This is a genomic window from Alkalihalobacterium alkalinitrilicum, assembly GCF_002019605.1.
Lineage (GTDB): Bacteria > Bacillota > Bacilli > Bacillales > Bacillaceae_F > Alkalihalobacterium > Alkalihalobacterium alkalinitrilicum.
Map to the genome: position 1 here is coordinate 2,521,110 of NZ_KV917368.1, position 16,674 is coordinate 2,537,783.

At 38.5% G+C, this 16,674-nt stretch carries 18 protein-coding genes; 1 reads left to right on the forward strand and 17 read right to left on the reverse strand.

Translation table 11 applies throughout. The features are described from left to right. Positions 1 to 7: 7 nt before the first annotated feature. From BK574_RS11905 to BK574_RS11920, 4 genes are all read right to left on the reverse strand, one after another. Complete coding sequence (locus BK574_RS11905; RefSeq protein ID WP_078428756.1) at positions 8 to 679, reverse strand: DUF4145 domain-containing protein; 672 nt, start codon at positions 677 to 679, stop codon at positions 8 to 10. Positions 680 to 802: 123 nt separating this feature from the next. Further along, positions 803 to 1,222: a DUF1617 family protein gene (locus BK574_RS11910; protein ID WP_078428757.1), complete on the reverse strand. Its 420-nt coding sequence runs from the start codon at positions 1,220 to 1,222 to the stop codon at positions 803 to 805. Further along, on the reverse strand, positions 1,219 to 1,512 hold the full coding sequence (locus tag BK574_RS11915) for an AbrB/MazE/SpoVT family DNA-binding domain-containing protein (protein ID WP_078428758.1): 294 nt from the start codon (positions 1,510 to 1,512) through the stop codon (positions 1,219 to 1,221). Before BK574_RS11915 ends, BK574_RS11910 begins: the two co-directional genes overlap by 4 nt. A 12-nt stretch (positions 1,513 to 1,524) precedes the next feature. Continuing rightward, positions 1,525 to 6,642, reverse strand: coding sequence for a phage tail spike protein (locus BK574_RS11920; protein ID WP_078428759.1), 5,118 nt, complete (start codon positions 6,640 to 6,642; stop codon positions 1,525 to 1,527). Between the two features lie 71 nt (positions 6,643 to 6,713). Between BK574_RS11920 and BK574_RS11925 the strand changes: the two genes are divergently transcribed. Further along, positions 6,714 to 6,932, forward strand: a complete 219-nt coding sequence (locus tag BK574_RS11925; protein WP_078428760.1) for a hypothetical protein — start codon at positions 6,714 to 6,716, stop codon at positions 6,930 to 6,932. A 44-nt stretch (positions 6,933 to 6,976) separates the two neighbouring features. Here the strand turns inward: BK574_RS11925 and BK574_RS27500 are convergent, their stop codons facing one another. The 13 genes from BK574_RS27500 to BK574_RS11985 are packed head-to-tail and all read right to left on the reverse strand — an operon-like array spanning position 6,977 to position 16,670. Further along, positions 6,977 to 7,132 carry a hypothetical protein gene (locus BK574_RS27500; RefSeq protein ID WP_158211634.1) on the reverse strand — a complete coding sequence of 52 codons (156 nt, stop codon included), beginning with the start codon at positions 7,130 to 7,132 and terminating at the stop codon, positions 6,977 to 6,979. 19 nt (positions 7,133 to 7,151) lie between these two features. Then, positions 7,152 to 8,588, reverse strand: coding sequence for a distal tail protein Dit (locus BK574_RS11930; protein WP_078428761.1), 1,437 nt, complete (start codon positions 8,586 to 8,588; stop codon positions 7,152 to 7,154). After that, a complete protein-coding gene (locus BK574_RS11935; RefSeq protein ID WP_078428762.1) occupies positions 8,581 to 11,877 on the reverse strand; it encodes a phage tail tape measure protein in 3,297 nt (1,098 codons plus the stop codon). Before BK574_RS11935 ends, BK574_RS11930 begins: the two co-directional genes overlap by 8 nt. A 17-nt stretch (positions 11,878 to 11,894) precedes the next feature. After that, positions 11,895 to 12,080 (reverse strand): hypothetical protein, encoded by a 186-nt coding sequence (locus tag BK574_RS11940; protein ID WP_078428763.1) that lies wholly within the window; start codon positions 12,078 to 12,080, stop codon positions 11,895 to 11,897. Beyond that, positions 12,077 to 12,409, reverse strand: a complete 333-nt coding sequence (gpG, locus tag BK574_RS11945) for a phage tail assembly chaperone G (RefSeq protein WP_078428764.1) — start codon at positions 12,407 to 12,409, stop codon at positions 12,077 to 12,079. The genes BK574_RS11940 and gpG overlap by 4 nt, the downstream gene beginning before the upstream one ends. A 6-nt stretch (positions 12,410 to 12,415) precedes the next feature. Beyond that, positions 12,416 to 12,991 (reverse strand): major tail protein, encoded by a 576-nt coding sequence (locus BK574_RS11950; protein ID WP_078428765.1) that lies wholly within the window; start codon positions 12,989 to 12,991, stop codon positions 12,416 to 12,418. 12 nt (positions 12,992 to 13,003) lie between these two features. Further along, on the reverse strand, positions 13,004 to 13,333 hold the full coding sequence (locus BK574_RS11955) for a hypothetical protein (RefSeq protein WP_078428766.1): 330 nt from the start codon (positions 13,331 to 13,333) through the stop codon (positions 13,004 to 13,006). Further along, entirely contained in the window at positions 13,330 to 13,731 is a 402-nt protein-coding gene (locus BK574_RS11960) for an HK97-gp10 family putative phage morphogenesis protein (protein WP_078428767.1), read from the reverse strand. Before BK574_RS11960 ends, BK574_RS11955 begins: the two co-directional genes overlap by 4 nt. Further along, complete coding sequence (locus BK574_RS11965) at positions 13,731 to 14,063, reverse strand: phage head closure protein (RefSeq protein WP_078428768.1); 333 nt, start codon at positions 14,061 to 14,063, stop codon at positions 13,731 to 13,733. The genes BK574_RS11960 and BK574_RS11965 overlap by 1 nt, the downstream gene beginning before the upstream one ends. Continuing rightward, positions 14,044 to 14,382, reverse strand: coding sequence for a hypothetical protein (locus BK574_RS11970; protein WP_078428769.1), 339 nt, complete (start codon positions 14,380 to 14,382; stop codon positions 14,044 to 14,046). The genes BK574_RS11965 and BK574_RS11970 overlap by 20 nt, the downstream gene beginning before the upstream one ends. Beyond that, on the reverse strand, positions 14,375 to 14,692 hold the full coding sequence (locus BK574_RS11975) for a head-tail connector protein (RefSeq protein WP_078428770.1): 318 nt from the start codon (positions 14,690 to 14,692) through the stop codon (positions 14,375 to 14,377). The genes BK574_RS11970 and BK574_RS11975 overlap by 8 nt, the downstream gene beginning before the upstream one ends. 11 nt (positions 14,693 to 14,703) lie before the next feature. After that, entirely contained in the window at positions 14,704 to 15,900 is a 1,197-nt protein-coding gene (locus BK574_RS11980; RefSeq protein WP_078428771.1) for a phage major capsid protein, read from the reverse strand. Continuing rightward, a complete protein-coding gene (locus BK574_RS11985) occupies positions 15,900 to 16,670 on the reverse strand; it encodes a head maturation protease, ClpP-related (RefSeq protein WP_238458131.1) in 771 nt (256 codons plus the stop codon). The genes BK574_RS11980 and BK574_RS11985 overlap by 1 nt, the downstream gene beginning before the upstream one ends. Positions 16,671 to 16,674: the final 4 nt, after the last annotated feature.

Consider the following 16,674-nt stretch of genomic DNA (forward strand, 5'->3'; position numbering starts at 1 on the left):
CCTCTCCCTAAGACATTTCTTTTAAATACTTTTTGGCCGCAACATCCATTGCAATAAAATAAACAGTAACATCAATAAGTTTTTTTAAATCATTAATATCTTTATCTCCCCACTTTCTTGTATAATGAGCCTCATCGTTTCCAATCCAAGTAGCCCTTTTAGCAATTTCTTTGATATTATTATTGTTTAACTCATTTATACATTGCCCAAGTGGTTTTTTCGAGATTTCCTCTTCTTTTTCACCATCTAAGAAAATCAAATAATCTTTTATAAGGAATTCTAGAGATTTTCTATAACCAATTCCTGATATCAAAGTCAGGCCAGTTTGTTCTGCAAACAATGATTGATTGTAAATTTCAATAAAATTTGATGAAACCTCTAATATTTCTGCATTAAACTCCTTATTTATGGGTATTACTGGAGCATGTTTCTGAAGCTTAAAAGTACCAGATGCTGATTCCCTTAGATAATAGCCAATTATTAAGCTTGAACATTCTCTATTTGTACATTGAAAAGCGAGTTCCATTTTATTACTTTGTGCAGATCCATTGTTAAAAGCACCAGATATAAAAGTTGGGTCCACTTGTTTATGACATAAGCCACATTTGCTTGGAAAACAATCAATGGTTAGGTTATGTCTATTTCCACCAAATGCAGCAATTGTTATGCTTCGACTCACATTATTCACCTCATTTTTAATATAACAACTCCATTCTACAAAAGTTTGTATTAATTTGTAAGTTATTAAGAAACAAATATATCAGTTATTTTTTCCAGACAAAATAAAAAAAGCCCTCACTGTTTAGGCTTTATCCTCATATGTTAAGTTTTCAAACGCCTCACACCAGCGGTCATAATCAAAAGCTTCCATACCACTAAACACCTTTTCTGTATTCTCTAAAATGCGTTTAACATGGGTGATCATTTCTCTTTTGGATTCGGTTTCATCGATGATAAATTCCTCTTCCATTAATTCGTTGTATTCATAACTAAATATTTCTCGATCCTCTATCTCATATTGATTTCCATTCAAAACAGCCTTACCTTTGTCGTCCTTCTTAGCATACTTTTCAAGTAATTCAATTCTAAACTCTTCCACTTCCTTTAGTCGATCCTCAAGGATTTTGATAAACCTTGTTCGCATTCTGGAAGTTTTCCCTGCTAGTTTCTCTTCTGCTAAAAAGTTTGCTAGACTTCTAATATCATTATTTTTTAGTTTCATTTTGCTTCCTCCCCAGATTTAACATCTTGTAACAATTGGCTCCTGCAACTTTGACATATGTTTCGGTCTTCTCCTTGAAAAAATATCTTACTCATCGAACCATTTGTATCACAAAAGTAACAAAATTGATCGATGCTTCGTATGGTTACTCCACCGTCATTAGCGAAGATTTCCACTTTATCCCCTCTAATTTGAGCAATGTCTATAAAGTCTTTTGGGATGACTACTGCACCGTTCCCGTTGATTTCAATAACCTTTCCTAAAAATTGACTAGTTGGCTTATCTTCCATTTTTACAACTCCTTATCCTGCGATTTCTCGAACCCAACCACCTGATTTCCTGAAATACCATCCGACACCAGCAAATCCATTACCGTACCATATGTCACCGTTGCGAGTACCTGAAATGGTACCACTGGAAAACCCTAGTTGGTTCACAATGGCTCTTGTACCTTTAACGGTTAGATCACCCTCGATATCCATTGCACCTGTACGATACATTCTAGCTGCAATGGTTCCACCGACTCTATAAATCATCCCGTAATCGTTATTTTGGTCAGCGTTCCAGTATATTTCCGTAGTATCGGATCTTCCTAGTACTTCATATATTGTTGTTGGTCTGGATCCTCTTCTAATACGTACAAAATCATCAGTGGTTTGTAATACAGCTTGCTTTGTGTAAAGTTCAAATGTGTCATTAGCTGCAAGGAGGTTCATTCTACCGTTAGCCGCAATGTCTAATTTCCCGTTTAAAGCATTTATGAATACGTCATTATCTATGGCTTGAAAGTAACTGTCCTCGTTAAACATTAACCTCTTTGTACCGAGTTGCGCGCTGTCACCAATATAAATATTATCGCCTACGTAAAGGTCGGTAGTGACATTAATATCGGTATTAGATGATATACTACCGCCAATAATCTCCACACCTTGAATAGTCCCTGCTGTAACCGTTCCTAAGTTAGCTGAAATAGCATCTAATGACGTTACACTGATTTGTACCGCTGTTATTGTGTCCGTTTCTATCTGACCACCATTAATAGTAGTTTTACCTGACATTTTCCAACGTGTAGTATCGGCATTAGCTGTATTCCATTTACCTGTTGAAGTTGAGTTAATTTGATTTTCGGCTACTGTACCACTTAACTTAGACGTGTTAAATGTACCGTTAGAGTTGATATTACTTGCCCTATCCCAAGTAACTTTGTTGTTATCAATCGTGTCATTCGCTGTCTTGGGATTGTATCCACTTGAAAATGTGACATTACCGTCAATGTGTATACGATTAGCGGCGATCCTAATACTTTCACTTGTTTGGTTTATTTCAGAAATCACGTTATTCTTTTCAACACGTAGATTAATTGCATCACTGTGCTGAGTAATTGTTGACTCAGCCGTTGAAAGTCTACCAGCTAAATTACTTCCATCACTAGATGAAAATGCCCCTACCTCACTTGCTGTAGTAGGTGTAGCTTTTACCCATGCGCTCCCTGTTGATCTATATAAGATATTAGGCGTTACTGAGGTATTTAACCATAAGCGTCCGTTTAAATGCGCTGGTGCTGAGTTTTGCTTAAATACAGTATTCTCTTTACCAGCCATACCACTGTTATAAGTGGTTGTAGTTACACGCTGTTCTATCATATTTCCATGATTAGTTATAGTAGCCTCAGCAGTAGAAAGGCGTGTACCTAGTCCGTTAATAGAACTGTCTACATCCTCAGGTGCTGGTGTCCAATCAGTTGCTTTGTTTCCTTTTTCGAGTTTTGGTAAAGTATATAAGATCTCGCTATTTTCTGGAGCCCAATCACACCAAAAAAATATTTCTGTTATTCTATCGGTTATCTTGTTTTTATTAGGTTCGAAAGTGAACTGATAACTTTTCCAATCTTCATTTTCTCCTCTTAAATCCGGAATCCCACTAAAAGTAAATCTTTCTGTTTCTCCGTCTGTATATCTTACTTGTACCCTTCCACCTAAATTACGGTCATGTTGAAAGTAAATCGTTTTGAAATTAAATGAAATAGTATGCTTTGATCCCTGGGTTTTAAAAACGATTGTTTCATTACCATTTCTTCTAAATCCGAAATTATTACCCGATCCAGGGTTCGAAACTTTGTTTTTGAAAACCGGTGCGCCTTCATATATTTCTTTTGTATCCTCCCATACACTACCATGTCCTGTTATATCTTTAAATTTAAGTAAATTCCTTCCACCAATTTGTAAGTTATCAAACTCAGTCTTAGTTACCCTTTGAGAGATTTGTCCAGCTTGTACAGTCAATTCACTTTCAGCACTTGAAACTCTAGTAGTTAAAGCAGAAACATTGCTGTTAGTAGTATTCAAGTCTGTTTGATTAGCCTTTGTCCCTAAGTTATTGTCAACTTGTGACTTAGTGTAAACGTCCGTACTATTAGCTTTTAACGTAATACTATCAGCGTTTTGTTGAATACTTGTTTCAGCAGTTGAAAGGCGTGTGGCATGATTACTTATTGAGTTATCTAGTTCACTCATCTTAGTATCATAGGTTGTTTTAGCAACACGTTGACTAATTTCATTAGCGTTAATAACTATTTCTGCTTCTGCATCTGTGACTCTACCTTCCACCGTGTCTAAATCCGACTGTGTAGCTTTTAGGGTAATGTCATTAGAGTTTTGAGTAATGGTAGTCTCAGCATTTGTCATTCTAGTCCCAAGAGCATCTACATCAGTTTGTGAAGCTTTAGTCGCTATCTCATTTGCATTCTGCGTAATATTTGTTTCAGCTGTGCTTACTCGACCTGTGAGAGAGTCGTGATTAACTTGAGATACTTTAGATGCTATTTCGTCTGCATGGACTGATAAGGTACTCTCGGCTGTGGATACTCGACCTTCTAGCGTGTTTACTTCTGTTTTGGTTGCTCGTAGTTGGATTTCATCTGCGTTTTGGTCGATGACGGTTTCCGCTGTTGATAGTCTTGTATTAATAGGCGATATTTGATTGTCTGTGTACCCTTTGGCGTTATTTTCAGCAGTATTAGCTTTATTTTGAGCACCTGTAGGCGTTTCGGCCCCTACCTCACTGGCTGTTGTAGGCGTTGCCTTAACCCATGCCGAGCCTGTTGACCTATATAAGATATTAGGTGTAACAGAAGTGTTTAGCCATAAACGGCCATTAGCATGTGAAGGGGCAGAAGTTTGTTTAAATACTGTGTTTTCTTTACCAGCCATACCACTTTCATAAGTTGTTAATGTAACCCTTTGAGATATATCACTTTCTGTTTGAGTAATTCTTGACTCAGCATTATCAAAACGTGTAACTACCCCGTCTTGATCTGCTTCATATTCTGTTTTGGTGACTCTTGCTTCGATTAAGCCCGCTTGCTGAATTTGTTCACTCTCTAAACTGCTGATATCCGTAGTATGACCGTCAACCGTCTGTGATAGGCTACTTACACTTGTACTAATACCATCCACATCAACTGCTAAACTACTTAGATTATTGCTAACAGTCGTTACGTCACCTTCTAGCGTTTCAAGCGCGCTCTGTTCTGCTTTTAAATCAATTCGCCCCGCTTGTACATTTAACTCTGCTGACAAACTCGACACATCACCGCTGACCGTATCTAAATCGTCCTGACTGGCTTTAAGACTAATCGCCTGAGCATTTGCATTAATGGAGGTTTGCTGTTGATTGACCGTATCATCAAGGTTGCTTAAATCCGTTATCGTAGCATTTAACGTACCCTCTACAGTGTCCAAATCAGTAGATACTGTCGTAATACGTCCATCATGCGCTTGTAACTCGTTAGCATGGTCTGTCACCGCTTGTTGCAAGTTACTAGTTGTAGTCTCTAAATCACTAACGGTAGTATTAATCGCATCCACTCGGCTATCATCCGCTTTTAATTGTAACTGACCGTCAACATACTCTAACCCAGCTTTTTCAGCAATGTCGGCATTAATGCTAGTAATCGTCGTATTAAACGTAGTTTCTGCTACCTTGCTATCAATACTTCCTTCTAATTCAGCAACCTTTGCATCGTAAATATCTTGTGCTACTTTTAAGGCAATTTCAGCATCCACATAGAGCTTGTCTGCTTTTGCCGATATATCCGCTTCAAGTGCTGTCTTAGCTTCATTCACCTTATTCTGTGCGTCCTGTTCTGCCGCTTGAATAGCATTCTGTTCAGCTTCACTAGCTTTTGTATCCGCGTGTTCTTTAGCGTTACCCTCAGCTTGATCTGAGCGTTGATCCGTATATATCGTGCCGTCTTGGTAAACACTCTCATCCTTATCGTCAATTTGTACTTTTGTATAGGTCGTATCTAATAATTTTTGTTCCGACACTTTTTGGGCCACAATTTTTTGCAAGGCTCGGAAATCAGCTTTTAAATCTTCTTCATCATATTCGATGAAATCTCCTAGAATGTATTTCTTTTGCGAAGGATCAGAAATAGAACGTTCCACAGAAATGACTCGTGCTTCCATGTATAGTGCTGGATTGTATGATGTATCCTTGATACGGGTTATGTCGCCTAAACGTACCTTTTCATGTTCATAGCCGAAAATATGTTCAATACTTGCCTGATCGGCTTCATACTGTACAACGGAATTAATACGCTTCTTGAGTTCCGTTTCTCCAAGAGAGCTAAGTCTTTCTTCTGTCATATCTTGATCTTCACTTTGCGGCTCATATATATCCCACATATGTTGCCCTGTTCGGCTCCAACGCTGTCTAGCCTCTTCATCTTCTACAGTTAATACTAAGCGAGTACCGTCTTCACGTTCAGGACCCAAACACAGTAATGCGGAAACAATGTTATCTGCTTGCTCTCTACGCTTTAAACCGATTAGATCCTTTCCTACGGTAACTTCTTTCCCTCTCCACTCACCTTGATGTTTGATCAAGTCTACAAATCTACCAGTTATCCGATTACCTTGTATTTCAACTCGGAAACGTAATTCCAATTCAAAAGTACTAGCAATTTGCTTGAGCGCCTTAAAGGGGTTGCTGTAATTCTCAAACTTAATCGAACGGACACCAGCATATTCGGTTGTCCCTCTTCTCCACTCAGTACCGCTTAATATGAAGTCTGTAGAAGTATTTACCGTAGCCCCTTCTAATGTCGTAGGTTCAATTACTTTTTGCTTCCGTAAATCAAGATAGGAAGCTGTAGTATATACTTCTTTTTGTTCCTTGTCTTTTATTGTTTCATCGATAATAAATTCAAGAAAAAAACCGTCTTCATCGGGTATGATGACACGGTTTCTTGAAGTAATATGTTGACTATTATCATAAAGGGTATGGAAATCAAAATTTTCTTCATTCTTTAAATTAGATACATGGTTGTCATTCCAAAATAGTTTGGCATTCGGCTTGTTTTCAAGAGTATCAACAATTTGGTCAGTTAGATGATTCAAGATGTGAATTTGTGACAATGTTCCTCCTCCTTCCTAAAGGATAACAGAACCTCCCTGTCGAATATTGGAAAACGAAGGGAGGTGAGATTATGTCTAAATTAGATCCTCGTCCTGAATACAATGGCCCTTTGCATTCATGGGATAATTTGAATAGTGTACTTCAAACAAATTTCAATAAACCTGGGAAAAATTTCGCAACAATAGATTTACGCAAGTATTCCATTCCAAAAGATGAAATTATCACAGAAGCCAATAAACAAGGTTACAAGGTTAGTGAGAATGGAGAACATTTTTTAAGATTTGAATAGTTTTCACCTCAGTCACTAATGGCAAGTTAGTGACTGAGACTCAGTCATTTTTCTATATCGGCTTGAATTTGCGAAATTTTTGCTTCGATGTCATTGATTTTTTCTATGTCCTTCCGTAACAAACAGACTTCTGCTTGTAATGCATCTAAGCATTGTCGCAATGAACTTACTTCTTCACTTAGTTTCTGGTTTTTACTCATTTAAAGATCATCTCCCTTTTTATTTAAACCTTTCACGCCATTTTACAGTCGTATCAAACGCTCCTTCTGGAAATGTAAATATATGATTAACTCCCTTATTCAACGAAAAAAAAGAAGCCCCGAAATCTTTTAGATCGAGCCTACTTTCACCATTGATTAAGATGTTATTCGTTTGATGATCTAATGTGATAATGTCACCCTCATGAGCAATATAAGGGATTTCTGCTTCTTCATTAATGCGATAAACTTTTAAATCTTCAAAGATGCTGTTTACTGGATCATAGCTCCCCCAACTTGCTGTATACTTCGCGATGTACAATTGAATTTGCGTCAATTCTTGATTAAAGTCACTCGTATTCAATGTCCGTCTATGAGTCGTATGATGTATTCCTGTCGCAAGATCCACTTCAGCAAAATAAACGCTCCAAGTATTGCCTACTCGCTCAATACGATAGATACCAATATAGTTGGTCCAGTTATCGACATAGACTGCTTCTGTATCGGTAATACGAATACCATTTGTCAGTGTTCCGACTCGTGCGCTAGCTTTCGTTCGATTACCTGAAGGTTTACTGTCATATAAGCCAATTCTAAAAATCTGAGCATTGTTAGCATCTAACCCAACCATTTCTATTCGCCCAACTTGACCGCTACCATTCGGGAAGCGGACAAATGCTTCTGCCCGAAAGTCTTGTAATGGACTTGGCACACTCTTTTTCAACGCTGGTCCATGATAGACATCAGTTCCAGATCCGTAATCTTGAACAACAAACCCTGTCCCATTTGACACCATCGTACCCGATATAGCACGTTCGATGTCGGTTGCCGTTCCTGTCGTCCACCCTGTTGTAGTCGTTAAGGTATCATGCATGACTAACTCTTCTCGATCTTGTGGTTGTATTCCAGCATCTAATTGGCGGCCAATCATCATATATTCATTTTCTTTAGCTACTTGTAGGAATGTAACATCTTCCTTTGCAGTAGCTTCGATAATTGGGTAGGTTTCGGCTGTTCCTTCGTTGAGTAAGGTGATGGCGTCGTTTTGAAAATTTAATTGATATGATTGACCGTACTTGTATGGATCTGGACAAATAAATGTAATAGTCCCTTTCCTAAGGGTGACAAATTCTTCAAAATCCTCTAGTGTATTTTCTACTACAGCATAATAAATTCGGTTTGGCTCATCATCAAATATTAGCGTTACTGGTTCATCGGTTAGAAGCCAACCAGCAAGTTCTTCTTTATACTGAAGAATTTGTTCATCTGTGACACTTACGAAACCAATGGGTACTTGTAAAGGTAAGACATCAGTTTCAGAAGAAGTGATAAGCCCTCCTGGACGATTAGGAATTCTTAGAATGTTTCTCCTAACAGGAGCAAAAGGAGGGCGAGACTTCCCGCTAAGCATATAAATATATGGTTTTCTAATCCCGTTAAACCTAAATGACTTATGCAAATCTCTCCCTCACTCTCTTGTTTCTGCTTTGTATTTCGGTCACATGTTCTTCTACTACTTGCCCGACAACTCGACCATCCATGGTGTTTGTTAAGTTGATTTGAAGTACAATAGGCTCAGCTTCTCTCTCTAAACCTTCACCATTCAGTTGTCTAACCACACGATCGGCTTCACCTGTTCTACTAATACCTGTAGCATAAGCTGGCAACCTATTTAAAGAGTTTAATATTCTCTTAGTCTCATCATTCGTAAAAACCTGTGTCCCTCGAGGTAAATCCACCATACCAAAATCAAGCATGGTCCATCGATTTCCTAACTTAGCTAACTCAGGGCCTTCTTCCCCTACGATTGCAGGTCCACCTGGATGATAATCTGTCCCCTCGGCGTATGCAAAAGGTTGTGAATTATGGCGTGTAAAATTAGGTTTAACAAAGACTGTTTTAGTAATTTCACGAGCTGCTCGTCGCTCTAGATCTGCGATGGTACCTCTGTCAGTAACGTTCACGGTCTTTAAATAGTCACTAATACTTAGAGACCTATCCAGCTTCTGTGCCTCTAAATATGACTCATAAATAGCATCGGTAACACCATCTTGAGCTCCATTGATATTGATAATTTCTCGTTTGGTATTCTCTAGTTGACGAATATTCTCTTGACGACGGGCTATTTCCTCTTGCACTTCCATATTCATTTCACCTTGAGCACCTTTAAGATCTTCCATCTTACGGATGTGTTCTTCTTCCTTCTCAATCGCTTGGTTAATGGCACTGATAGCATTATCTTTTTCAGCATTAACCCCGACTTGCTTGAGCATTTGCTCAACCATCATGTCTCTGATTTCGCCAGCTAGTCCAAGTTCTTTTTCTTTCTGCTCAATAGTTTCCCTAGTTTCATCATTCTTTTTCATTTGCTCAGTTAGTTGGTCACGATATAAAGAAAGTTTATTTTCTTCATTCTTTAACTCTCCAAGCAATAACTGTCTTTCTCTTCCTCGTATTCCTTCTTTTTCGAGCATTTGATTGATTTCTTCAATGCGAGCAATAGACGCTTCTTCATCAAAACCTCTTAATTGCTCTCTATATATTTCTTCTTTTTCTAGACCTTCGTTTAATTGTTCCTGAAGTTCAACAATCTCTTGTTTTAATTGACGTTCGTTACCTTCTGCAATGATCTTTTGCCGTTCTAGCTCTCGAAGTGTCGCGTTTGCTAGTTCCTCATTATATTCACGTAAATAGCCTGTGGTATCGACAATACGATTACCTTGTTCTGATATATGGCCTGCCGCTTCTGGTACTTTTTCAATTAGAGAATTATTAAGTCCGACCATTTTATCTAATTCTTCATTAGATAATCCTGATTTTTTACGTAATTCTTCAAGTTCTGCTTGTAACGCCTCGATCTCACTCTCACTTACCGCCTTATTGATCCTGTCCTGAATATCCATAAAGCGGCCAAATTCTTCAGTGGTAAGATTACTTTGGCGTCGTAAACTTTCATAGGCGCTAGTAGCTTCTTCTAGTGCTGCATGTTGTTCAATTAAAGATTTTGCCGTTTCTAAGTTAACTTCAACTGCTCTTTCCGATCGTTGGTTCAATAGATAAATACCGCCAGCTAAGAGACCAACACCCGCAATCGTAGCAGTAACTGGATTACTTAACATCCCTAATGCAGCAACAAGGCCACCTTTAGCAGCAATGGCACCTGAAACTAAACTCACTATTCGTAAAACACCACCTAATGCTGTGGTTAAATTCCCTAAAACTATTGCAGCTGGACCAACAGCAGCTACCATTAGTCCCCATTTTACGATTTGCTTTTGTGTCTCGTCATCAAGCTCACCAAATTTACGTATTAGTTCAGTCCCTTTTTGTACAATATTGGTAAATGCAGGTATCATGTGTTCAGACAGGGCAATTCCAGCACCTTCGAGAGCCGATCTAAACTCAGTAAGTGCACCTTTTGCGTTATCTGACATAATATCAGCCATTCGCTTTGCAGCACCTTCACTATTTTCCAACTCTTTGGAGTTATCTCTTAATGCTTTAGACCCCTGATCTAACAACACCGCCCAATGCTTTTGAGCTTCGGCACCAAATAGCGTTGATAATGTCGCCGCCCTTGTTTTTTCATCCATACCAGCAGTAGCCGTTTCAATATTTTCAATAATGTCTGGTAAAGGTTTCATAGCACCGTCAGCGTCAAAGAAACTCAGTTTTAGTCTTTTCATTTCCTTTTCCATTGCAGCTGTTGGAGAAGCTAGTCGTGTTAAACTAGTTGCAAATGCTCGTCCACCCATACTGCCTTGTAAACCAGCATCAGCGGCCCCCATCATCGCGGCTGTTGCATCTTCAATTGATATACCTAGTGTATTGGCAACTGGAGCTAAGTAGGTCATTGCCTCGCCAAGTTGATTTACGTCTGTATTTGCATTACTAGCCGCATGAGCAAGAATATCAGCTACTTGGCCCGCCTTACTAGCTTCAATATTGAATGCACTCATAATGTTAGATGTAATATCCGCTGCGCGTCCTAATTCCATATTAGCAGATGCAGCTAAACTTAAAAGTCCTGGCATGCCTTGCATTATTTCTTGAGTTTCCCAACCAGCCATACCAAGAAAACTCATCGCATCTGCAGCTTGAGTCGCACTATAGCGAGTCGTTGATCCTAGTTCCTTTGCTTGGTCGGAAAGGCGTTTCATATCGTTTTCAGAAGCTTGTGTTAGGGCTTGAACTTTACTCATACCTTCTTCAAAATCCATACCTACTTTTAAAGCGGCAGCCCCAGCTCCGAGAATAGGAGTAGTTACTCGCATCGTGTATGATCGGCCGAAGCTAGAAATAGAAGACCCAACAGCTTGCATGGTTCGTCCTGTTTCCTCAGCGCTTCTACTCAACCTTCTCCAAGGATCAACCTGTTCTTTTATTGCATTCGTGACACCTTTAAGTTGATTTTCCGTTCTGTTCATTGCAGCAACAGCGTTATTGTATTGGTTTGATAAGTTTTTAGTTTGTTGGGCGTCTTCGCCTTTAACTCTTTTCGATTCCTCGTAACGTCTGCGAAGTTCAGTAACTTCTCTTTTTTGTACTGATAAACGACGAGTCAATATATCCGATTGTTCACGTAACCCACGTAAACTAGTCGTATACTCTCGACCTTGGGATCTCGCTGCATTCATTTCAGATCGTAATCCTTTAAGGTCGTCTTTAAATCCTTTTAAACCTCTAGTTGACCCTTCATCTTCCCATGAAAGACGTGTACGAAGCGTTCCTACATCTTTTGAGCTCATGTTCTCACCTGCCTTTCCTACCAAACATCACTAAGGTAAACATCAGGCTCGTGTGTTGGCTGATCGTCTGCAAAAAGGGAATCAAAAAAGGCACTATCAAATTGATCTATTTCATTCATAGTCCAACCGACTTGCCCGTTTTTTGGAAACATCATTTTTTTGTATAAAGAAATAAGGGAAGCGAAGGCTTCTTTAGCCGTCACTCCCCCTGATCGTTTCCCTCATTGTTTTCTTTACTTTTTAGTTCACTTTTAGGTGTAATACCCCAAATCGCTTCCAGCATTTTTTCATCAATATATTCTTTACTCGCTCCCTCGTAAACTTGCATAAGAGTAAATTGATTTTTAAAGATAATGTCTACAAGAATTGAAACCATCTCGTCATCTTCGTTCAATTGTTCTTGTGCTGTTATTGGACTTTCCCTTTCTTGTGCTTTTGCCTCTATCTCCAAGTATTTTCGTTTTGCCAACATAGGAACAAATGGAGTTGTAAAAACTTTATTTTCGCCATCAATGTAAAGTTCTATTTTCATAAACTATTACACCTCCGGGACTGTATTCTTATCGACCACTGCATTAAACCAGTTTGCAAAAATACTATCATCAATCGCTTCGTCTCCATTCCACGCTTTTAGCTTTTCCTCACCGTCATGTAGTCTAGGAATGGCTTCACCTGTTAGACTCGGTGTTTGATATGTTGGTGTTTCCTGCTTCGTTTCCATGTTTTGTTCAGCCGGAGCAAATTTTACGCGATAGATCCAAAAGAAGTCATATCCGCCACGTGCGTTTTCTGCTTGTCCTCCTACAGCAATGTACGGTGCATCATCATCGGCATTATCTGATAATAAACCATTAGGATGAATTGTTTTTCCTAAAATATCTGCTTCGACCTGCTTTTCTAAATAGGCTGTATTAAGAGTAACTGCAATTGGCCCCTTTGCTGTGTCAGAAAATAACACTTTATCATCTGCACGTAAATTAGCACGATTGACCGATGGTTGTATATTAAAGGCCATTGCTGGACCAAGTGGCTTTACAGTACCATAAACTGTTTCCTCTTCATTTTCGCTTTCAATTACAGCATAGTGTAAATTCTTAAGACCTTTTAACCCCATATGTTATTCCTCCTAATTTTTCGTTATATAGTGAAAACGTATTATTTTCCTAAATTTTTCCATTTCATCATCATACGTTTCCGACTCAAACATTCGTCCAAAACCCGCTTCTTTCATTAGTCGTTTTACATCTTTGACAAGTTGTAAGTAATTTCCCTCAGAAAATACATCGACTTGAAGGAAATGCTTAGTAAACATTTCCTGATCATCAGCACTTAGCCAAGGGGCTTGGTTGTACTCTAAAAAAACAATATAGGTATCAGCTGTATTGTTATATTGAGCGAATGACACAGGAACTCCTAGGGGACTAAGTATATTTATAATCAAATTATTTAAACTCACATCCCCATCTCCTTTCGAAGTTCATCGACATACGCATCTAAAATGTCATCTTTACTACCTTCATACGCAATTGATGCAAACGGTTTAGGTGGAATAAAACGCCTGGCTCTAACATTATAAAAACCAAATTCATGCATATAGAGATAAAAGCCAGGTACTTGAGCTCCACCTTGAGTACCAACAAATAATTCCCCATTTTTAGGATCTGTTCGAATTAATGACCTTTCAGCGTCGCCCGATCGTCGAACTAATCCATTTGAATATACCTCTTGCTTCATTCGTTCAAGCAGTATATCTCCACCACGGATAAGAGCACGGTTTTTCACACGAGTAGGAACATTTTCGAGCCGCTCAACTTCTGCAATTAATTCATCTAATCCTTCGAAATCAAATTTCATCAACTCACCGCCTTAACAACAACAGTCATAGTCTTATTAAGACCGTCATCGTTTTCAATAGAGACGATGTCATGCTCGACTTCTTTCCAAATAACAATTAAACCTTTAGGCCGCTCTCGGTCATCCAACTTTCGATTATAACGAATTTTAAATTCGCGGTTATGTTGCATGTTGTTTTGAGCAGCTGCGTAGAAGGTGCGACCTTTTAAAGTTTTTAACTCTGCCCAAACTGTTACATATTCAGTCGGTTGCTTAATTGGGAATCCGTCATCGTCGAGGCTACCAGCAGGTCTTTGGAATTTTATTCGTTGCTTAGCCTTCTTTGTGTTCATCCTGCTCACTCGTTAACACTTCAAGAAGCTCCATGACTGTTTTTCTATTTTTATCTTCTTTTTCTAATTCCGCTAACCTTTGCAATTGTTCCTTAGAAAGTCCATCAATTGAACTTCTAATTTTGTCAGCAGATTTACTTAAAATATTTTTAAGATAGTCATCTTCATTTGGAACTTGAGGATTGACCTCTTCACCCAAGAAACCCTTTTTTTGAAGTTCCGCTGCACGTTCCTTACCAGCTTTGTATTCCGTGCCCTCAGCATGTCGGTCTTTCGTAAATTTATCTCTGAACGCTTTTTTAACGATGTAATTACTCATCATCTTCGCCTCCTGTATAATCTCGTAATTGAAGAATGATACCTTCAATTGACTTTTCAATTCGTTCGAGTTCTATTCCAGTCAAGGGGTCATACTCTCTTTTCACATAGAGCATAATTGCTAGATTGTACTGGTCTAATTCTTCTTCTTGCTGCATCTTTTCTTCTTCATTTGCATCTGCATCAACTTGTGGTTCAACCACACCAGCATTCCTTAAAGTTGATTTTGCTGCATTAATAAAAGAAGTGAGGAGATTATTATCCTCACTTCCATCAATTCGCAGAAATGTTTTTAGTGTTTGTAGCTCCATATCGGATCACCTTATACTTCTGGAGTTACTTCAGCAATACGGAATGCAGATTTCAACTTGATTTGGTGGTCCATCCAAGCTGTGATAACAAATTGTTCAATACCTGTTTTAACATCCTTATCACGGTCATACAGAACGTTTAAGTCGTAGTTATAATGTGAGTAATTAAAGTCTCCCACAACAGGGTTAACAGCAGAGTCAGAGAAAATTACTGGCTTACCCAAGATTTGTTCAGGTTGAGCAGTATAAAGTGTTGCATTACCATTAGCTAGTGTTTCAATGATGTCAGAGTAATCCTGGTAGGTCATGACGATTTTTGCATTTTCTCGGTAATCCTCATGTAGATCCGCAATTGCGTTTTTAATTGCTTTATACAAGTTTTCTCCTTCAACTCTCTTTACAGCATTTTGTGTAGAGTAGAAAGACATGTGCTCTTCTCCTGCTTTAGGAGTTGTAGCAAATGCAACTTTCTTCTCTTTTGCCGCTACACCAGATTGAAGAGATCGTTCAACATGAGATACTAAGTTTGTGTGTGTACCATTTAGCACAGTTTCAGAAATCCCAGCAAATACTTTGAATTTGTGGCGACCAAATGACACTATATCCCCAGTAACATTCAACTCTTTCGCTGTTTCTTTATCAGCAATGAAATCATCGTCATCTAAAGCGAAGTTTAACTTTGGAATTTCAAGGTTAGTAATTTGTGTGAATGTAGAAAGTCCGCGTAATTGGTTCTTAACATACGGTTCAACAATGATGTCAGTAGAAACTGTTTTCGGTAAGAACTTACCGCCTCCTGTTTCACCTTCATCACCTAATGCTTGATAAATTTCTGTAGATACTGGTTGCTTATTCATAACAGCACGGATCAATTCAGCTTTCGCTTGGACCTTTTGTTGCGTCGGGTCTTCTGGGTTGTTCTTTTGTTGAAAAGCTTGTTGTTGGGCAAATTTAGCCTTCTGTTCAGCTTCTAAGTTATCATGTTGTTCCTTAATTACGTCAAAACGCATTTTAAGATCATCACGGGATTTTTGAAGAGCCTGAATATCTTCCATACTTGCATTAGGATCAATTGCTTTTGTAGCTAAGTTCTCCTCAGTCTTTTGTAACTGTTGCCCAACTGTTGCCATGTTTTGCTTTAATTCAAATAGAGTTTGGCCACCAAAGAATTGGATTTTCATAGGTAAGTAGAATTGGTTTGTTTTCATTAGTACATTCCTCCTGAAATTGTTTTTAAATGGGCTAAATTTGCCTTTGCTTCTTCAGCAATCTTTTGGCGTTGAGCCATTTCTTCTGCTGAAATTTTAGTACTTTTTTGAGAATTGAATTGACTAGGTACATTCTTGTACTTAGCAAACAATTCTTCATTAACAGATGCGGCCATTTCATTCGCTTCTTGAACAACGTCACAAAGTCCATATTCAAATGCATTATCAGCGGACAACCACGTTTCATCATCAAGCATTTGCTGAAGCTTTTCTTCATCAAGTTTAGCTCCAGCTTTAGAAAGGTAACTTTGGACAGCGGAAACGCCAATACGGTCTAAGTCATCAGCTGCTTTTCTAAGATCTTTTGCATTTCCAACAGCAAATGTCCACGGATTATGGATCATTAACATAGAGTTTTTAGGCATAAAAATAGTGTCACCCGCCATTGCGATGACACTTGCAATCGATGCAGCTAACGCATCAACATGTACATTCACTTTTGCCTTATGTCTTTTTAGCATATTATGAATAGCTACACCTTCAAAGACGCTTCCTCCAGGAGAATTAATATAAAGGTTTATCGTTGATACATCTCCTAAATTGTCTAAATCCTCTTTGAAACTTGAAGCGGTTGTATCAGTATCATCCCATTGATAACGGACAATATCGCCATAAATAAAAATATCCGCAACATTTGATCCATTAGCAGACATCTTCATTTCCCAAAACTTCTTTTGAGCAATAGGTTGAGTTTGTTGATTATCTGACATAAAT

What these genes read in the sequence shown, in the direction of transcription:
- BK574_RS11910 (WP_078428757.1), bottom strand. Translation starts at nt 1,222, where the DNA reads ATGAAACTAAAAAATAATGATATTAGAAGTCTAGCAAACTTTTTAGCA.
- BK574_RS11915 (WP_078428758.1), bottom strand. Translation starts at nt 1,512, where the DNA reads ATGGAAGATAAGCCAACTAGTCAATTTTTAGGAAAGGTTATTGAAATC.
- BK574_RS11925 (WP_078428760.1), top strand. Translation starts at nt 6,714, where the DNA reads ATGTCTAAATTAGATCCTCGTCCTGAATACAATGGCCCTTTGCATTCA.
- BK574_RS27500 (WP_158211634.1), bottom strand. Translation starts at nt 7,132, where the DNA reads ATGAGTAAAAACCAGAAACTAAGTGAAGAAGTAAGTTCATTGCGACAA.
- BK574_RS11935 (WP_078428762.1), bottom strand. Translation starts at nt 11,877, where the DNA reads ATGAGCTCAAAAGATGTAGGAACGCTTCGTACACGTCTTTCATGGGAA.
- gpG (WP_078428764.1), bottom strand. Translation starts at nt 12,409, where the DNA reads ATGAAAATAGAACTTTACATTGATGGCGAAAATAAAGTTTTTACAACT.
- BK574_RS11950 (WP_078428765.1), bottom strand. Translation starts at nt 12,991, where the DNA reads ATGGGGTTAAAAGGTCTTAAGAATTTACACTATGCTGTAATTGAAAGC.
- BK574_RS11960 (WP_078428767.1), bottom strand. Translation starts at nt 13,731, where the DNA reads ATGAAATTTGATTTCGAAGGATTAGATGAATTAATTGCAGAAGTTGAG.
- BK574_RS11965 (WP_078428768.1), bottom strand. Translation starts at nt 14,063, where the DNA reads ATGAACACAAAGAAGGCTAAGCAACGAATAAAATTCCAAAGACCTGCT.
- BK574_RS11970 (WP_078428769.1), bottom strand. Translation starts at nt 14,382, where the DNA reads ATGAGTAATTACATCGTTAAAAAAGCGTTCAGAGATAAATTTACGAAA.
- BK574_RS11975 (WP_078428770.1), bottom strand. Translation starts at nt 14,692, where the DNA reads ATGGAGCTACAAACACTAAAAACATTTCTGCGAATTGATGGAAGTGAG.
- BK574_RS11980 (WP_078428771.1), bottom strand. Translation starts at nt 15,900, where the DNA reads ATGAAAACAAACCAATTCTACTTACCTATGAAAATCCAATTCTTTGGT.
- BK574_RS11985 (WP_238458131.1), bottom strand. Translation starts at nt 16,670, where the DNA reads ATGTCAGATAATCAACAAACTCAACCTATTGCTCAAAAGAAGTTTTGG.